Raw genomic sequence first — 16,323 nt, 5'->3', positions numbered from 1 at the left:
GCACCCATGGCAACGCTTGAAATCCGAGACCTGCACGTCACCGTCGAGGCCGACAACGCCACGAAGGAGATCCTCAAGGGCGTCGACCTCACCGTGAAGCAGGGCGAGACGCACGCCATCATGGGCCCCAACGGCTCCGGCAAGTCGACCCTCGCCTACTCCCTCGCGGGCCACCCGAAGTACACGATCACCGGCGGCACCGTGCTGCTCGACGGCGAGGACGTCCTGGAGATGTCCGTCGACGAGCGTGCCCGCGCGGGCCTGTTCCTGGCGATGCAGTACCCGGTCGAGGTCCCCGGCGTCTCGGTCTCCAACTTCCTGCGCACCTCCGCCACCGCCGTCCGCGGCGAGGCCCCTAAGCTGCGCACCTGGGTGAAGGAGGTCAAGGAGGCCATGGAGCGCCTCAACATGGACCCGTCCTTCGCCGAGCGCAACGTCAACGAGGGCTTCTCCGGCGGTGAGAAGAAGCGCCACGAGATCCTCCAGCTGGAGCTGCTGAAGCCGAAGGTCGCGATCCTCGACGAGACCGACTCGGGTCTGGACGTCGACGCGCTCCGCATCGTCTCCGAGGGCGTCAACCGCGTCCGTGAGACCGGCGAGGTCGGCACCCTGCTGATCACGCACTACACGCGCATCCTGCGCTACATCAAGCCCGACTTCGTCCACGTGTTCTCCGGCGGCCGCATCGTCGAGTCCGGCGGCGCCGAGCTCGCCGACAAGCTGGAGAACGAGGGCTACGAGGCATACGCGAAGCTCGACGAAGTCGACACGAAGGGTGGCGCATCCGCGTGACACAGCTGCCGGGCCTCCTCGACACCGAGGCGATCCGCAAGGACTTCCCCGTCCTGGACCGAGTGATCCACGACGGCAGGAAGCTCGTGTACCTGGACAACGCGGCGACCTCGCAGAAGCCGCGCCAGGTGCTGGACGCCCTCAGCGAGTACTACGAGCGCTACAACGCCAATGTCCACCGCGGTGTGCATGTGCTCGCCGAGGAGGCCACGGCGCTGTACGAGGGCGCGCGTGACAAGGTCGCGGAGTTCATCAACGCGCCCAGCCGCGACGAGGTGATCTTCACCAAGAACGCCTCGGAGTCGCTGAACCTCGTGGCGAACATGCTGGGCTGGGCCGACGAGCCCTACCGGGTGGACTCCGAGACCGAGATCGTCATCACCGAGATGGAGCACCACTCCAACATCGTGCCGTGGCAGCTGCTGGCGCAGCGCACGGGCGCGAAGCTGAAGTGGTTCGGCCTGACCGACGACGGCCGTCTCGACCTGTCGAACATCGACGAGATCATCACCGAGAAGACGAAGATCGTCTCCTTCGTGCTGGTGTCGAACATCCTCGGCACGGTCAACCCGGTCGAGGCGATAGTCCGCCGCGCCCAGGAGGTCGGCGCGCTGGTCTGCGTCGACGCCTCGCAGGCCGCGCCGCACATGCCGGTCGACGTGCAGGCGCTCCAGGCCGACTTCGTGGCCTTCACCGGCCACAAGATGTGCGGCCCGACCGGCATCGGCGTGCTGTGGGGCCGCCAGGAGCTGCTGGAGGACCTGCCTCCGTTCCTCGGCGGCGGCGAGATGATCGAGACGGTGTCGATGCACTCGTCGACGTACGCTCCCGCCCCGCACAAGTTCGAGGCGGGCACCCCGCCGATCGCGCAGGCGGTCGGGCTGGGCGCGGCGATCGACTACCTGAACTCGATCGGCATGGACAAGATCCTCGCCCATGAGCACGCGCTCACCGAGTACGCGGTGAAGCGCCTGGCGGAGGTACCCGACCTGCGGATCATCGGCCCGACCACGGCCGAGGACCGCGGCGCGGCGATCTCCTTCACGCTCGGCGACATCCACCCGCACGACGTGGGCCAGGTCCTCGACGAGCAGGGCATCGCGGTCCGCGTGGGCCACCACTGCGCGCGCCCGGTCTGCCTCCGCTACGGAATTCCTGCGACCACGCGAGCGTCGTTCTATCTGTACTCCACGCCGGCCGAGATCGACGCACTGGTCGACGGCCTGGAGCACGTACGGAACTTCTTCGGCTGAGGGGCGTGCTGAAAAGGTGAAGCTGGACTCCATGTACCAGGACGTCATCCTGGACCACTACAAGAACCCGCACGGGCGGGGCTTGCGGGATGGCGACGCCGAGGTGCACCACGTGAACCCCACGTGCGGCGACGAGATCACGCTGCGCGTGAAGTACGACGGCACGACCATCAGCGACGTCTCGTACGAGGGCCAGGGCTGCTCCATCAGCCAGGCGAGCGCGTCGGTGCTGAACGAACTGCTGGTCGGCAAGGATCTCGCCGAGGCGCAGAAGATCCAGGAGACCTTCCTGGAGCTGATGCAGTCCAAGGGCAGGATCGAGCCCGACGACGCGATGGAGGAGGTGCTGGAGGACGCGGTCGCGTTCGCCGGCGTCTCCAAGTACCCCGCGCGGGTCAAGTGCGCCCTCCTGAGCTGGATGGCGTGGAAGGACGCGACGGCCCAGGCGCTGGGCGCCGACGCCGACGCCGAAAGGAAGACGGCATGAGCGAGACCGTGGAGATGAAGCCGGCCTCGGAGGAGGAACTCCGCGAGGCCCTGATGGACGTCGTCGACCCCGAGCTGGGCATCGACGTCGTCAACCTCGGCCTCATCTACGGCATCCACATCGACGACTCCAACGTGGCGACCGTCGACATGACGCTGACCTCGGCGGCCTGCCCGCTGACCGACGTCATCGAGGACCAGGCCAAGTCCGCCACGGACGGCCTCGTCAGCGAGCTGCGCATCAACTGGGTCTGGATGCCGCCGTGGGGCCCGGACAAGATCACGGACGACGGCCGCGAGCAGCTTCGGGCGCTCGGGTTCAACGTCTGAGGTCACCCGTACGGCTGTGACAGTGGCCCCCCGGTGCTCGGCGCCGGGGGGCCACCGTGCTGTTCAGGGCCCTGACTAGGCTCGCCCCCATGGGTTTCCTGCTGCTCGGCCTCGCCATCGCCGCCGAGGTGGCGGCCACGACCGCCATGAAGTACAGCGACGGGTTCAGCAGGCTGTGGCCTTCCCTGCTGACGGTCCTCGGATACGTCGTCTCCTTCTCACTGCTGGCGCAGACGCTGAAGACGGTCTCCGTCGGCACGGCGTACGCGGTCTGGTCCGGGGTGGGCACCGCGGCGATCGCCACCATCGGTGTGCTGTTCATGGGCGAGGGGATGACGGCCGCCAAGGCGGCGGGGATCGCGCTGATCATCGTCGGGGTGGTGGTGCTCAACACGGGCGGGGCGCACTGACGGCGTGAACCCCTCGGGGGGCATCGGGGAACAGCGGGGTGACATGCTCACCCCGACCACGCCCACGGAGGCCCCGTGACCGGACCGCCATTGCTGCCCCAGGACGCCGAGATCGTCGGCCGGTCCCTGGCGGAGCCGGAGCTGTTCGCCCTGCTGTACGACCGGTACGCGGCCGACATCCACCGCTACGTACAGCGCCGGCTGGGCGCCGGCGCCGCGGACGACATCACCGCCGAGACGTTCCTCATCGCCTTCCGGACCCGCTCGCGCTACGACACCGGCCGGTCCCACGCCCGCCCCTGGCTCTACGGCATCGCCGCCAACCTCATCGGCAAGCAGCGCCGCGCCGAGGTGCGCGCCTTGCGCGCGCTGGCCCGCACCGGGCACGACCCGGTCGCCGAGTCCTGGTCCGAGCGCGCCGACGACCGGATGACCGCGCAGACCGCCCACGCCCCGCTCGCCGGCGCCCTCGCCGCACTGTCCGCCGGCGACCGGCACGTCCTGCTGCTGGTGGCCTGGGCCGACCTGACGTACCCGGAGGTCGCCGAGGCCCTCGGCATCCCCGTCGGCACCGTCCGTTCCCGGCTCAACCGGGCCCGCCGCAAGGTCCGTACCGCGCTCGGGGCCGATCCCGCATTCACGCTCGACGCCACGGAGGTGGTCTGACGATGGACGAGATGACGAGGGTGCGGGAGCTGCGGGCCGAGGTGCCCCGGCCGGGGCGGGACCGGCTCGTCGGCGGACGGGAGCGGCTGCTGCGGGCCGCCCGCGGCGGGCGCACCCGCCGGCTTCGCTCCGACTGGCGGCTCGCGGCGATCGGCGCGGCGGCGGCGATCACGGCGGCCGCGGTGATCGTGCCCCAGGTGACGGACGGCCGCGGCGAGAGGGCCCTGCCGGGCGCCGGCCCCGGCTACACCGTCGAGCTGGGCAGCGCCAAGGGCTGGCTGAACGACGCGGCGGACATCGTCGCCGCCGGTCCCGCGGTCACCGCGCGCGACGGCCAGTGGATCCACACCGAGACCGTGGAGACGAACACGACGGACGACGCGCCCGACCCGCAGACCGACGAGCGGCTGATCCGGTACGCCGACCCGGCCATGGAGAACGGCAAGGCGGGCGACGACCACTCGCCGAGGGAGCACTACGCCTTCCTCAAGAGCCTCCCCGACGACCCGGCTCAGGTCCGGGCGAAGGCCCGCGCCTTCTTCTACGCCACCGACCCGCAGGAGAGCCGCACGGAGCACGAGTACCGGGCCCTGACCGCCGTCATCAGCCGGTCCTACGTCTACGACCCCGAAGACCTCGCCAAGGTCTACCGGGCCCTCGCCACCGTCCCCGGCGTGCGGATCGCCGACGTCGTGGACGCGGCCGGACGGGACGCGATCGCCGTGTACCGGGAAGGCGCCGGGTTCCGGGACGAAACGCTCCTCGACCCGGACACCCGCCTGTACCGAGGGTTCCGCAGTGTCAGCCGGGACGGCGAGGTGGAGATCAGCGGCGCCCGCCTCACCACCCGGGTCGTGGACGGCGAGGACGACCGTCCCTAGGCTCTGTCGTTTGGGTCAGCCCGGCTGTGAGGACGGTGCGTCCTGGCCGAGTCGAGCGGGGTCTGGTGCGTGCAGCTGCAAGGCGGAGGAGGGAGTCGACGCGGCGCGTCGGCGACTGACGACAACGCGGCAGATGTGCGTGCCAGATCCTGCGACGCCGGGATGATCCAAACGACAGGGCCTAGCCGCCCGTAAGGGGCTCGCCCGGCACGTGAGACGGGGGCCGGACCGGTTCGCCCGGGCGGCCCCCGTCACGTTAGGTTTCCCTCATGACCGACACGACTGCTCCCCGCACCACCGGCGCCGTGGCCGCCGGCCTCGCCACGATCGCCGCCGACGGCACCGTCCTCGACACCTGGTTCCCCGCGCCCGAGCTGACCGCCGAGCCCGGCCCGGCCGGCACCGAGCGCCTGGACGCCGACCGCACCGCCGAACTGCTCGGTGAGCACGGCGTGGCCGCCCTCGGCAAGGACGACGTACGCGGTGTGGAGATCGTCGCGGTCCGTACGGTCATCTCGTCCCTGGACGACAAGCCGCTCGACACCCACGACGCCTACCTGCGGCTGCACCTGCTCTCGCACCGCCTGGTCAAGCCGAACGAGCAGAGCCTCGACGGCATCTTCGGTCTGCTCGCCAACGTCGCCTGGACCTCGCTCGGCCCGGTCGCCGTGGACACCCTGGAGACGGTCCGCCTCGCGGCCCGCGCCCGCGGCCTGCACCTGAGCGTCTTCGGCGTGGACAAGTTCCCGCGCATGACCGACTACGTCGCCCCCGCGGGCGTCCGCATCGCCGACGCCGACCGCGTCCGCCTCGGCGCGCACCTCGCCTCCGGCACCACCGTCATGCACGAGGGCTTCGTCAACTTCAACGCCGGCACCCTCGGCACCTCCATGGTCGAGGGCCGCATCTCCCAGGGCGTCGTCGTCGGCGACGGCTCGGACATCGGCGGCGGCGCCTCCACCATGGGCACCCTGTCCGGCGGCGGCAAGGAGCGCGTCGCGATCGGCGAGCGCTCCCTCATCGGCGCCGAGGCCGGCATCGGCATCGCCCTCGGCGACGACTGCGTCGTCGAGGCGGGCCTCTACCTCACCGCCGGCACCCGCGTCACCCTCCCCGACGGCCAGGTCGTCAAGGCCCGCGAACTCTCCGGCGCCTCCAACATCCTCTTCCGCCGCAACTCGGTCACGGGCACGGTCGAGGCCCGCCCGAACAACGCGGAGTGGGGCGGCCTGAACGAGATCCTGCACAGCCACAACTGATCACCGGCGTCACCTCACGGGTGGTCGGGCCGGTGATGATCACTTGAACGGGTTACCTGCCGTGACCTCGGGGCCGTTGCGGCCGATGAACGGGTGGACGCATGGTCCGTCCGATCAGATGCCGAATGGTGAGACGAGGGCTGAGTGATGAGGAACGAGCGGGCGAGGGGCGCGGTGCGCCGGCTGGCCGGGGCGGGCGTTCTGGCGGCGGTGGTGTGCGGGGCTCCGGCCGGGGCCGCGTACGCCGACGAGACCAACACGGCGTCGCACAACGGCCCCCGGGTCGGCCTCGTCAACGCCGGCCAGATCGACGATCCGATGGAGGACGTGCTCCAGCACTTCCTCGGGCTGGGCGGCGGGGCCGCCGCCGAGCCCGCCGAGCCCGCCGAGTCCGCCGGCGCACCCGCCGCGGAGTAGCGGGCACCGCCCGCCCTCCCCCCTCGGGGCCCGTACCGCTTCCCCTCGCGGTGCGGGCCCCGAGCCGTTCCGGCCGCCGTACGGATTTCTCTCCGCCGGCAGGCATAGTGGCCGGGCTCCGCGCGCGTCCCAAGGGGGCGAGGGGCGGACACCGGGTCCGTTCCGGGGGAAGAGAAGGTGACGATGGATGCCGAGGCGCAGGAGGACTTCCGGGACTTCGTGGCCAACCGGTCGTCCGCGCTGCTGAGGACGGCGGTCCTGCTCAGCGGCGGCGACCGGCACGCCGCCGAGGACCTGCTGCAGAACGCGCTCGTCAAGGCGGCCGGGCGCTGGCACCGGATCGACGAGCCGGAGGCGTACGTCCGGCAGGTGCTGTACCGGCAGCAGGTGAGCCGCTGGCGGCTGAAGTGGCCGCGGCGGGAGCTGAGCGTCGCCGAGCCGCCCGACCCGGCGGTGTCCGCGAGCGACACCTCGGCCGCCGCCGAGCTGCGGCTGGTGATGCGGGACGCGCTGTCCCGGCTCACCGCCCGGCAGCGCACCGTGCTGGTGCTGCGCTACTTCGAGGACCTGCCCGAGGCCGACGTGGCCCGGCTCCTGGGCTGCTCCGTGGGCACCGTGCGGTCCACCACGCACCGCTCCCTGGCCCGGCTGCGCGCACTCGCCCCCGAACTGGCCGCGCTCGGGCCGAGCGACGCCGAGCCCCTGCCGTCCCGTGACTTCGCGCCCGTCGAGACCGTGGAGGTACGTCCGTGAACGTCGAGGAACTGGTGCGCGACACGCTGCGTGAGCAGGCCGCCGAACAGCCGTCGGCCGAGCCGGGGTTCGCCGACCGGGTGCTGGGCGCCCGTCGGCGCCGGCGGGTCCGGAGGCTCGCGGCCGTCGCCATGGCCACCGCCGCCGTGGTCACCGTCTCGGTGGGGGTGCCGCTGCTCGACTCCGGCGGCAAGGACGACGTGCGGCCCGCCGGGGTGATCGAGCAGAAGGACGTCCACGCCCATCCCGACCAGTCGCCGCCGCGGGACATGATCGCCGCGGGGGACATGGCGCTTGCCGCGTACTACACGACGGAGGTCGCCGCCCGGTCGGAGACGCAGGGCGTCGCGGAACGCACGTACCACCTGCTGAACCCGGGCACCGGCCGGTACGAGGAGGACGACCGGTGGTCGTACGTCGCCGTCGCGCCCGGGATGAAGAGGGCGGCCGTGCTGGAGCGGCAGCTGCCGACGAAGCGGATCGGGCTGCTCGATCTGCGCACCCGGCAGGTGGAGGCCTGGATCACCGTCGACCACGGCGTCGGCGGGCTCGCCTTCTCGCCGGACGGCAGCCGGCTGGTCGCCACCGGGTACGCGGAGAACCCCGACCTGCGGGTCCAGACGTTCGGCGGGCTCAAGGACTGGATGCCGGAGTTCGGGACGGACAATCGCACCGGCTTCCACATCGTGGAGCTGGCCTCGGGGAAGGCCACCTGGAGCGCGACCGAGCCCGGTGACCACCTCAACTTCCGGGAGGACTTCGCCTTCGGTGCCGACGGCACGACCGTGTGGTCACGGGTGGTCCGGGGCAACTCCGTGCGGCAGTACCACGACCTCCGGGGCGAGAAGATCGCCGCGCCCGCCGCCGAACGGCACCTGGTCTGGGACGCGTTGGCGGGGCTGTCGCCCGACGGCCGGCTCGCCGCGGGAGGACTGGGCCGGGAGAAGGGCGAGAGGACGTACACGTCGCTCCTCGACCCGCGCACCGGGAAGGAGGTCGGCGAGGTGCGCGGCAACGGGGCGATGGCCTGGGCCGACGACCGGCGGCTGATCACCTGGGAGCGCCTGCCCGGTTCGGGCACGGACACCTACCGGCCCCGGATCGTCCTGGTCACGATCGGCAGCGAGAAGGTCGTGCCGCTGACCGGAGTCCGCGAGCCGAACGAGACGCTGGCCCGCACCGAGTGGGAACCGGTCTTCGCCGAGCGCTGAGCCCGACCGCCGGCCCCTCCCCGCTCACGCCTCGGCGACCGCCTCCCGGTACGCCGCCAGCAGCCCGTCGACCGCCTCCCGGCCGGCGGGCCGCAGCGGTGCGCGGACCGGGCCGCCGGGCAGGCCCAGCCGGCCGAGCAGGGCCTTGGCGGTGACCGTGCCGGGCAGGTCCGCCGCCATCATCGCCTCGACGAGGGGCGTGATCCGCTGCTGGAGGCGCGCCGCGCGAGCCGTCTCGCCCGCGTCGAACGCGTCCAGCACCGCGCGCACCTGACGGGGGATCACGTTGGCGACGGTGCTGACCCAGCCCGTGCCGCCGACCGCGTACAGGGCGAGGTTGTGCTCGTCGCAGCCCGCGTAGTAGGCGAGGCCGGTGCGGGCGATGACCTTCTGGGCGCCCAGGAAGTCGTACGAGCAGTCCTTGACCGCCACGATCCTCGGGTGGTCCGCGAGCCGCAGCATGGTCTCCGGGGCGATCCGGGTGCCGGTGCGGCCGGGGATGTCGTACAGCGCGACCGGCAGGCCGGAGGCGTCCGCGACCTCGCGGAAGTGGGCCTCGACGGCGTCCTGCGGGGGCTTGCTGTAGTACGGCGTGACCACCAGCACGCCGTCGGCGCCCGCCTTCTCGGCCTGCCGGGTCAGCTCGATCGTGTGCCGGGTGTCGGAGGTGCCGACGCCCGCGACGATCGCGGCCCGCTCGCCGACCGCCTCCCGGACGGCCCGCACCAGCGCCGCCTTCTCCTCGTCGCTCGTGGTCGGCGACTCGCCGGTCGTGCCGTTCAGCACCAGGCCGTCGCAGCCGTCGGTCACCAGCCGGTCCGCCAGCCGCCGGGCACCGTCGAGGTCCAGCGCGCCGGAGGCGGTGAAGGGGGTGACCATCGCGCAGAGGGCACGGCCGAAGGGCGGGGCGGTGGCAGCGGTGTGCGTCATGGGAGCAGTCTCGGCAGGCCCGCGGTGAAGCTCCACTTAGTTCTGCTACGAGATACCGGTAAGGACGGCGGCGAACGAGGTGCCGGGGGCGGGGTAGTGGCGGCCGGTCAGGGTACCCGGAAGGTCCGCAGACCGCAGGAAAGGGCTGACCGATGACACACAGGGCCAAGGACGCGGCGGAGATACGAGACCTCGCCCGTGTCCGTGCCGCCGACCTGATGGACAAGGCGGGCGCGATGACCGTCCAGCTGCGCAGCAGCGCGGCCCAGGCGGGGCAGGCCGTCCAGGGCGGTGCCGCCCGGGCGGGTCATGCCGTGGAGCACCGGGCGCCGCAGCCGGTGCGCCTGATCGCCCAGGCCGCGCTGCGGCATCCGCGTCCGGCGCTCGTCGCCGGGGCGGCGGGCGCCGCGGTGGTCGCGGCCGGGATGCTGCGCCGGCGCGGCGGCGGGCGGTGAGGACCTTCCCCGGCACTCCGCAACGCGCTTGACGTGAAGCTTGGTTGAGGTTGGAGGCTGGTCGGCACAGGCACCGACCAGCCTTTCGCGGAGGCAGACATGACCAGCCGTACCCTCGCCCATCCCGACCTCACCCGCCCGGAGACCGGGGCGCCGTTCTTCAGCACCTGGCGGGTGGGCACCCCGGAACGGCAGCGGGCCACCGTCGAGGCGATCGCCACGGCCTGGGAGCGCCGCCCGTGGCCGGCCGGCGGACTGCTCGGCTACCACGTCTACACGGGCCTGGACGGCTCCACCCTGATGCACCATTCGCAGTGGGCGGGCGAGGCGGCGTACGAGGCGTTCGTGAAGACCCACCGGCAGGAGCGCGTCGACGAGATCGACACCGCCGTTCCCGGCATCGAACGCGTCGGGCTCGACCGCTACCGGCGCCACCGCAGCCGTGAGCGGGCCGCCGGCGACACCCGGGTGCCCGGGCTGATCGTGACCGTGCGGATCGACTTCGCCCCGGACGCGAGCGGGCAGCGGGCCGGCTGGGTCGACCAGGTGATCCAGGCCCTCGCCGACGACCCGGTCGGCCACCGCGGTCTGATCGCCGCCCACTTCCACCTCAGCACGGACGGCACCCACGTCCTCAACTACGCCGAGTGGGAGAGCGAGCAGGCCTACGACGCCGTCCTCGCCGCGCCCGGCGAGGGCATCGGCGCCCCCACCGAGCAGTGGGACCGGGTGCGGACGCACCCCGCGGTGAAGGGGTTCACCGGCACCCGGTACCGGCACGCCGTGGGCCTGCTGCCCGACTGACCGACCGGCCGACCGACTGCCCGACTGGCCGTCCGAACAGACCGGCTACGGGCGGAACCGCAGTACCTGCGGGTCGTGGTCGCTGATCTGGTCGTGGAACTCGGCGTTGATGTGCACGCTGTCGTACTCGAAGTCGCAGCCGCGCCGGATCGACGGGCTGACCAGGATCTGGTCCAGCACCTGGCTGTTGCCCTGGTAGACGTACGAGTACCGCTCGCCGCGCGGCAGCGACTTGACGGCCGACCACAGCTCGCCGTCGCCCTCGAGGGCTTCCGCGGTGCCGGAGAACTCGAAGTCGTTGATGTCGCCGAGGGCGATGACGTCCGCGTTCTTCTGGGTGGCCAGGATCTCCTTGACGAACGTGTTCACCGCGGTCGCCTGGAGGTGGCGCTGGGTCTCCGAGCTGCGGGCCGGCGGCTGGTACTGCGCGGTCAGGCCCTGGTCGCCGCCCTTGGAGTTGAAGTGGTTGGCGATCACGAACACCGTGCGGCCGCGGAAGACGAACTCGCCGGCCAGCGGCTTGCGGCTGCTCTTCCAGGCCTCGTTCGCCGGGTCGATCCGGCCCGGGGAGACCGTCAGCGCCGCCTTGCCGCGCTCCCGCTGCACGCCGACGGCGGTGGTCGCGTCGCCGCCCGCGCGGTCGGTGAAGGAGACCCGCTCGGGGTTGAACAGGAACACCTGGCGGATGTTGCCGCCGGGCTCGCCGCCGTCGGTGTTGTTCGCCGGGTCGATGCCGCGCCAGTCGTAGCGGGGGCCGCCCGCCGCGACGATCGCGTCGATCAGCTCGGTCACCGTCCGGTCGGCCGCGACCGTGCCGTCGTTCGTCGCGCCGTTGTTGTCCTGGATCTCCTCCAGCGACACGATGTCGGGCGAGCGCAGGTTGTTCACGATCGCGGCGGCGTGCGCGGCGAAGGTGTCGTCGGACGGGTCCAGGTTCTCGACGTTGTACGTCGCGACCGCCAGCTCGCCGTTCCGCTGCTTGCGGGTGGTCTCGCGCTCCAGACCGCCGCTCTCAAGGGCGCCGATCTCGTTGGCGACGAGGGTGTAGCCGCCGAACTGGTTGTAGTCCAGCGGGCCTTCGGTGGCGCCGGTGAGGGTGTCGCCGACGTTCGCGTCCGGGAAGTCGGCCGGCTTGCCGAGGGACTGGATCTGGAGCCGGCCGGTGTTCTGGGCGGTGTAGGAGCCGTAGACGGTGCCGCCGCGCCGGTTGTCGCGCTCGTCGTCCTTCACCGTGACCCACAGCTCGGTGTACGGGTCGGTGGCGCCGACCACGCGGACGTCGGAGACCCGGACGTTCATGCCTTCCAGGGACTCGTAGTAGTCCAGGGCGTACTCGGACGGCCGGAGCGGCAGGCCGTTGACCGAGCCGTTGGCCGCCGGGTCGCCCTGCGGGGTGTACGCGTCCGGCACCGAGTCGCCGTCGACGACGACCGGCGCGGGCACGGCGTTCCCGCTGGAGACGACCGTCACCGTGGGCCGGGTGATCTCGGTGATGGCCTGGTTGCCGGAGGAGGTGCCGCCCGGGACGTACTCGGAGACCGTGCCCGACACCGTCACCGCGTCGCCGACGGCCACGCCCTTGGGCGTGGAGCTGGTGAAGACGAACACGCCCTCGCTGGTGGCCGGGTCGGCGTCCGGGTCCGGGTCCTGGATCCAGAAGCCCTTCGACTGGCCGTAGGTCCGCACCCCGGTGACGATTCCGGCCACGTCAGTGACCTGCTTGCCCGCGTACGGCGAGGTCCGGGTTGTGCCCTGGATGTCACGGACGCGCACGCTGTCCGCGTGCGCCGGGGAGGTGAGGACGACGGTGGACGCCGCGGAACAGACGGCGGCGACGGTGAGCGCGGCGAGGCGCGCGGAAGACTTGCTCGGCAACGGGATCCCTCCGGGGACGTACGTGGGCGCCGGGACGAGGGTGGAACGTGAGAGGTCTGGAGCCGCGACCGGTGGGGCGGTGGCGACGCGCGTAGAAAACGGGGAGCCGTGTGCCCGAGGTGGGGGAGGGTCGGGTCCCCCGCTCGGTGAACAGATGTCCGCCGACTTCTACGCGCGTCAATCTCCTGCCTGTCCCGGCCAGTTGTCAAGGTTTCGGCCATGTACGGCCGTCGACGAGGAGATGAACCGGGCGGCATGGGTCGAAACCCGTCTAGGCTGAGCGGCTGAACCATTGGTCGTACGCCGCCCCTGGCGGCCCTAGGAGAACCAGCCGATGTCAGACAGCTCCCCCTTGCCGCCGGTACGGCTGACCTCCGAAGCGGAGCTGGCGCGTGACGCGCTGTCCACCCCGCTGCTGTCCCGTGCCGCCCGGCTCGCCCGCTGGGCCGGACCCGGCACCCGGGTCGACGCCGGGGGCGGACTGGTCGAGGAACAGCTGCCCGCCGCGGCCGGCGCGCTGGGGCTGAGCGGCGAGGACGCCGCCGCGTACGCGAGCGAGGCCTGGCGGGTGGCCGTCGACACCGGGCTCGTCGAGATCGTCGACGAGGAGACGGGCACGGTGGCCGCCGGCGCGGACCTCGCCCTGCTCACCGGCGGCTCCCCGCAGGACGTCCTCGGCGTCTGGCAGACCGCACTGGAGACCGTGCTCGCCGACGCGAGCGTGCCCGACCTCGACGACCTCGTCGACGCCCTCGACGAAGGCGGGCGGATCGACTTCTCCGCCCTCGACTGGGACCCGGAGAGCGAGGCCGAGTTCCTCGACAGCGTGCTCGCCAACCTCTACCTGCTCACCGTCAGCGAGGACGGCCCCGGCGACAGCCCCGTGCCGCTGCCCGCGCTCGCCGCCTCCGTCATCGTCCCCGACGACATGGGCGAGCCCACCAACGACGTCCTGGAGCAGGTCTCCGACGCGATGATGCGGCTCGACGACCAGTTCCGGCTGCTGGAGCCGATCGGGCTCGTCGAGTACCGGCCGGTCGACGAGGCGCTCATGGCCGACACCGACGACGAGCCGGGCGGGCCCGTCGACGAGACCGACGTCGCCCGGTACGGCATGGTCCGGCTCACCCCGCTCGGACGGCACGGGCTGCGTGCCCGCCTGCTGGAGGCCGGATTCGCCGTGCCCGCCGTCGGCGAACTCGCCGACAAGGGCGCCGACGCCCTCCTCGACGGCACCTCCGCGTTCGGGCCGCGGGCCGCGCAGGCCGAGACCGAGCAGTGGCTCGCCCGGCGTGAATCCCTCGCCGCGGCACGGGAACTGCTGGCCGCCGCCCGCGGCGCCGACCCCGGGGCACCGCTGCGCCGGCTGCGCTGTCAGCAGGCGCTGTCCCTGGTCGGCGCCGAGGCCGAACCCGCGCTGCGGGAGGTGCTGGACGACGCGGAACTGGGCGGGCTCGCCCGGGTCTGGCTCAGCGAACGCGGCGCCGCCGACGTGCCGCCGCCGTCCGAGGCGATGGTGTTCTGGCTGACCATCGACACGGTCGCCGCGCAGCTCGCCGCCGAGGGCAACTCCGAGGAACTGCGCGCCCTGGTCGAGGGCCTGGCCGAGCAGCACAGCGGCTTCTTCGCCGCCGTCTGGCGCGTCGACCATCCCGCCACCGCGGACGTCCTGGAGGCGATGGGACGCATCCACCCGGACAAGAAGATCGCCAAGGAGGCCCGTAAGGCGGCGTTCAAGGCCCGCTCGCAGCACGGAGGCTGACGCCGTCCGGCGGACGCGGGTTCACCGGTGTCACCTGCTCGCCATCACCAGGCCCGGGAAGCGCCCGCGCCGGTGAGGTGATTAATTCGCTCGCCCGGCCGAAAGCACCCCTCTAGAGTGATCCTCACGCACCTCCCGGTGCGCTGGCAGTGCGGCTACTTCTTTGCAACAGAATCCAATGCCGCCGGCCGATCTGATCTCGGGAGGCGCAGCTCCAGGTGGGTGCCCGGTGCGCAGGCAGCGGATACTTCATTCGGATCAGAAGGTTGCGGGTTCAAATCCCGTCGTCGCCTCCAAGGCGCCGTAGCTTAAGGGATAGAGCATCTGACAAAAGCCCGTCGCCGACTCCGATCTCGGGCCCCTTCCTGTTGCTGTGCCTCCCTCCGAAGGACAACGAATTCGGGGGAATTCGCCATGGCGCGATTCAACGTGCGGCGCGCGAAGGCGCAGCCGGCCTCGCCGGTGACGTCGACCGGGCGGACGCTGTACACCCACCAGGGCGGCCGGGGCCATGAGCGCGACGCGCGGTCCGAGCTGTTCCTGCTCGCCGTCTCCAACTTCGTCTCGCAGCAGACCTTCTACGAGTCCGGCGCCGCCCGCGACGACCGCTTCACCGCGCTCGTACGCGAGCTCGCCGTCACCGACCCCGCCTGGACGGCCGGCCTGCTCGGCTGGCTGCGCGGCGAGGGCAACCTCCGCACGGCGGCCCTGGTCGGCGCCGCCGAGTACGTGAAGGCACGGCTCGACGCGGGCGCGACCGACGGCCCGTCGAACCGCCGGGTGGTGGACTCCGTACTCCAGCGCCCCGACGAGCCCGGCGAACTGCTCGCGTACTGGATGTCGGCGTACGGCCGCGCGGTGCCCAAGCCGGTCAAGCGCGGCGTCGCCGACGCGGTACGCCGCCTCTACACCGGCAAGTCGCTGCTGAAGTACGACACCGCGTCCAAGGGCTACCGGTTCGGCGACATCCTCAACCTGGTGCACGCCGCGCCCGACCCGGACAAGCCGTGGCAGGGCGAGCTGTTCCGGTACGCCCTCGACCGGCGGCACAACCCGGACACTGCGGTGCCGCCCGCGTCGAACAGCGTGCTGACCGCGCACCGCGAGCTGATGGCGGTGCCGGTCGAGGAGCGGCGCGCGGTCGTGACGGCGCCCGACGGGGCCGAGCGGCTGGCGGCGGCCGGGATGACCTGGGAGGCGCTGGCCGGCTGGCTCCAGGGGCCGATGGACAAGGAGGCCTGGGAGGCCGTGATCCCGTCCATGGGCACCATGGCGCTCGTCCGCAACCTGCGCAACTTCGACGAGGCCGGTGTCTCCGACGAGGTAGCGGCGCGGGTCGCCGCGCGGATCGGCGACCCGGAGGAGGTGCGCCGTTCGCGGCAGTTCCCCTTCCGGTACCTGGCCGCGTACCAGCACGCGCCGTCGCTGCGCTGGGCGTACCCGCTGGAGCAGGCGCTCGGTCACTCGCTGGCCAACGTGCCCGCGCTGCCCGGCCGCACGCTCGTCCTCGTCGACCGCTCCGGCTCCATGTTCTGGTCCCGGCTCTCGGACCGCTCCGAGCTGAACCGGGCCGACGCGGCGGCGGTCTTCGGCACGGCGCTCGCGCTGCGGGCGGCCCACGCGGACCTCGTCGAGTTCGGCACGTCCAGCAACGCGGTGCCGTTCGGCGCGGGCGAGTCGGTGCTGAAGATCCTGGGACGCTTCGGCGACCTGGGCGGCACCGACACCACCGAGGCGGTGCGCCGGCACTACGACGGCCACGACCGGGTCCTGATCGTCACCGACGAGCAGTACACCCACAACCGCCACGGCGCCCCCACCGACCAGATCCCGGCCCACGTGCCGGTCTACACCTGGAACCTCGCGGGTCACCGCGCGGGCCACGGCCCGTCCGGGACGGGGAACCGGCACACCTTCGGCGGCCTCTCCGACGCGGCGTTCCGCATGGTGCCGCTGCTGGAGGCGGGGCGGAACGCGGACTGGCCCTGGGCGGCCTGAGCCCGCGGGTGGTGTGAGCCGCCGGGCGCCCCTGGACGGGG

General features: G+C 72.3%; 17 protein-coding genes. 15 read left to right on the top strand and 2 right to left on the bottom strand.

From position 1 onward, the window contains the following. Positions 1–6: 6 nt before the first annotated feature. The 11 genes from sufC to AMK31_RS22155 all read left to right on the top strand — a co-directional run bounded on the left by sufC (position 7) and on the right by AMK31_RS22155 (position 8,458). Positions 7–792, top strand: coding sequence for a Fe-S cluster assembly ATPase SufC (gene sufC, locus AMK31_RS22205; protein WP_073942331.1), 786 nt, complete (start codon positions 7–9; stop codon positions 790–792). Further along, positions 789–2,045, top strand: a complete 1,257-nt coding sequence (locus AMK31_RS22200; RefSeq protein ID WP_073942330.1) for a cysteine desulfurase — start codon at positions 789–791, stop codon at positions 2,043–2,045. The genes sufC and AMK31_RS22200 overlap by 4 nt, the downstream gene beginning before the upstream one ends. Positions 2,046–2,061: 16 nt before the next feature. After that, entirely contained in the window at positions 2,062–2,532 is a 471-nt protein-coding gene (gene sufU / locus AMK31_RS22195) for a Fe-S cluster assembly sulfur transfer protein SufU (protein ID WP_073942329.1), read from the top strand. Continuing rightward, positions 2,529–2,861, top strand: a complete 333-nt coding sequence (locus AMK31_RS22190; protein WP_073942328.1) for a metal-sulfur cluster assembly factor — start codon at positions 2,529–2,531, stop codon at positions 2,859–2,861. The genes sufU and AMK31_RS22190 overlap by 4 nt, the downstream gene beginning before the upstream one ends. An 89-nt stretch (positions 2,862–2,950) precedes the next feature. Next, positions 2,951–3,271 carry a DMT family transporter gene (locus tag AMK31_RS22185; protein WP_073942327.1) on the top strand — a complete coding sequence of 107 codons (321 nt, stop codon included), beginning with the start codon at positions 2,951–2,953 and terminating at the stop codon, positions 3,269–3,271. Positions 3,272–3,346: 75 nt separating this feature from the next. Further along, a complete protein-coding gene (locus tag AMK31_RS22180) occupies positions 3,347–3,937 on the top strand; it encodes an RNA polymerase sigma factor (protein WP_073942326.1) in 591 nt (196 codons plus the stop codon). Positions 3,938–3,939: 2 nt separating this feature from the next. Then, positions 3,940–4,818, top strand: coding sequence for a CU044_5270 family protein (locus AMK31_RS22175; RefSeq protein WP_073942325.1), 879 nt, complete (start codon positions 3,940–3,942; stop codon positions 4,816–4,818). A 269-nt stretch (positions 4,819–5,087) separates the two neighbouring features. Next, on the top strand, positions 5,088–6,077 hold the full coding sequence (gene dapD, locus AMK31_RS22170) for a 2,3,4,5-tetrahydropyridine-2,6-dicarboxylate N-succinyltransferase (RefSeq protein WP_073942324.1): 990 nt from the start codon (positions 5,088–5,090) through the stop codon (positions 6,075–6,077). 147 nt (positions 6,078–6,224) lie between these two features. Further along, positions 6,225–6,494 (top strand): hypothetical protein, encoded by a 270-nt coding sequence (locus AMK31_RS22165; protein WP_073942323.1) that lies wholly within the window; start codon positions 6,225–6,227, stop codon positions 6,492–6,494. Between the two features lie 183 nt (positions 6,495–6,677). Beyond that, entirely contained in the window at positions 6,678–7,247 is a 570-nt protein-coding gene (locus AMK31_RS22160; RefSeq protein WP_073942322.1) for a SigE family RNA polymerase sigma factor, read from the top strand. Further along, a complete protein-coding gene (locus tag AMK31_RS22155) occupies positions 7,244–8,458 on the top strand; it encodes a hypothetical protein (RefSeq protein ID WP_073942321.1) in 1,215 nt (404 codons plus the stop codon). Before AMK31_RS22160 ends, AMK31_RS22155 begins: the two co-directional genes overlap by 4 nt. A 24-nt stretch (positions 8,459–8,482) precedes the next feature. Here the strand turns inward: AMK31_RS22155 and dapA are convergent, their stop codons facing one another. Beyond that, positions 8,483–9,388, bottom strand: a complete 906-nt coding sequence (gene dapA, locus AMK31_RS22150) for a 4-hydroxy-tetrahydrodipicolinate synthase (protein ID WP_073942320.1) — start codon at positions 9,386–9,388, stop codon at positions 8,483–8,485. A gap of 152 nt (positions 9,389–9,540) precedes the next feature. Here dapA and AMK31_RS22145 point away from each other — a divergent pair, with 152 nt between their 5' ends. Both AMK31_RS22145 and AMK31_RS22140 read left to right on the top strand, forming a co-directional pair. Next, on the top strand, positions 9,541–9,843 hold the full coding sequence (locus AMK31_RS22145; protein ID WP_073942319.1) for a hypothetical protein: 303 nt from the start codon (positions 9,541–9,543) through the stop codon (positions 9,841–9,843). 99 nt (positions 9,844–9,942) lie between these two features. Continuing rightward, a complete protein-coding gene (locus AMK31_RS22140; protein ID WP_073942318.1) occupies positions 9,943–10,647 on the top strand; it encodes an antibiotic biosynthesis monooxygenase in 705 nt (234 codons plus the stop codon). 45 nt (positions 10,648–10,692) lie between these two features. Here AMK31_RS22140 and AMK31_RS22135 read toward each other — a convergent pair whose 3' ends face one another. Next, positions 10,693–12,522 carry an endonuclease/exonuclease/phosphatase family protein gene (locus tag AMK31_RS22135; protein ID WP_073942317.1) on the bottom strand — a complete coding sequence of 610 codons (1,830 nt, stop codon included), beginning with the start codon at positions 12,520–12,522 and terminating at the stop codon, positions 10,693–10,695. A 334-nt stretch (positions 12,523–12,856) separates the two neighbouring features. Between AMK31_RS22135 and AMK31_RS22130 the strand changes: the two genes are divergently transcribed. Together AMK31_RS22130 and AMK31_RS22125 are read left to right on the top strand one after the other, a co-directional pair. Further along, the gene (locus AMK31_RS22130) at positions 12,857–14,284 is read left to right on the top strand and encodes a hypothetical protein (RefSeq protein ID WP_073942316.1); all 1,428 of its coding nucleotides are present in this window, start codon (positions 12,857–12,859) and stop codon (positions 14,282–14,284) included. Positions 14,285–14,698: 414 nt separating this feature from the next. Beyond that, positions 14,699–16,282 (top strand): TROVE domain-containing protein, encoded by a 1,584-nt coding sequence (locus AMK31_RS22125; RefSeq protein ID WP_073942315.1) that lies wholly within the window; start codon positions 14,699–14,701, stop codon positions 16,280–16,282. Positions 16,283–16,323: the final 41 nt, after the last annotated feature.

The organism is Streptomyces sp. TSRI0107, from assembly GCF_001905845.1.
Taxonomy (GTDB): domain Bacteria; phylum Actinomycetota; class Actinomycetes; order Streptomycetales; family Streptomycetaceae; genus Streptomyces.
This window is presented reverse-complemented; position numbering and strand designations above follow the sequence as displayed.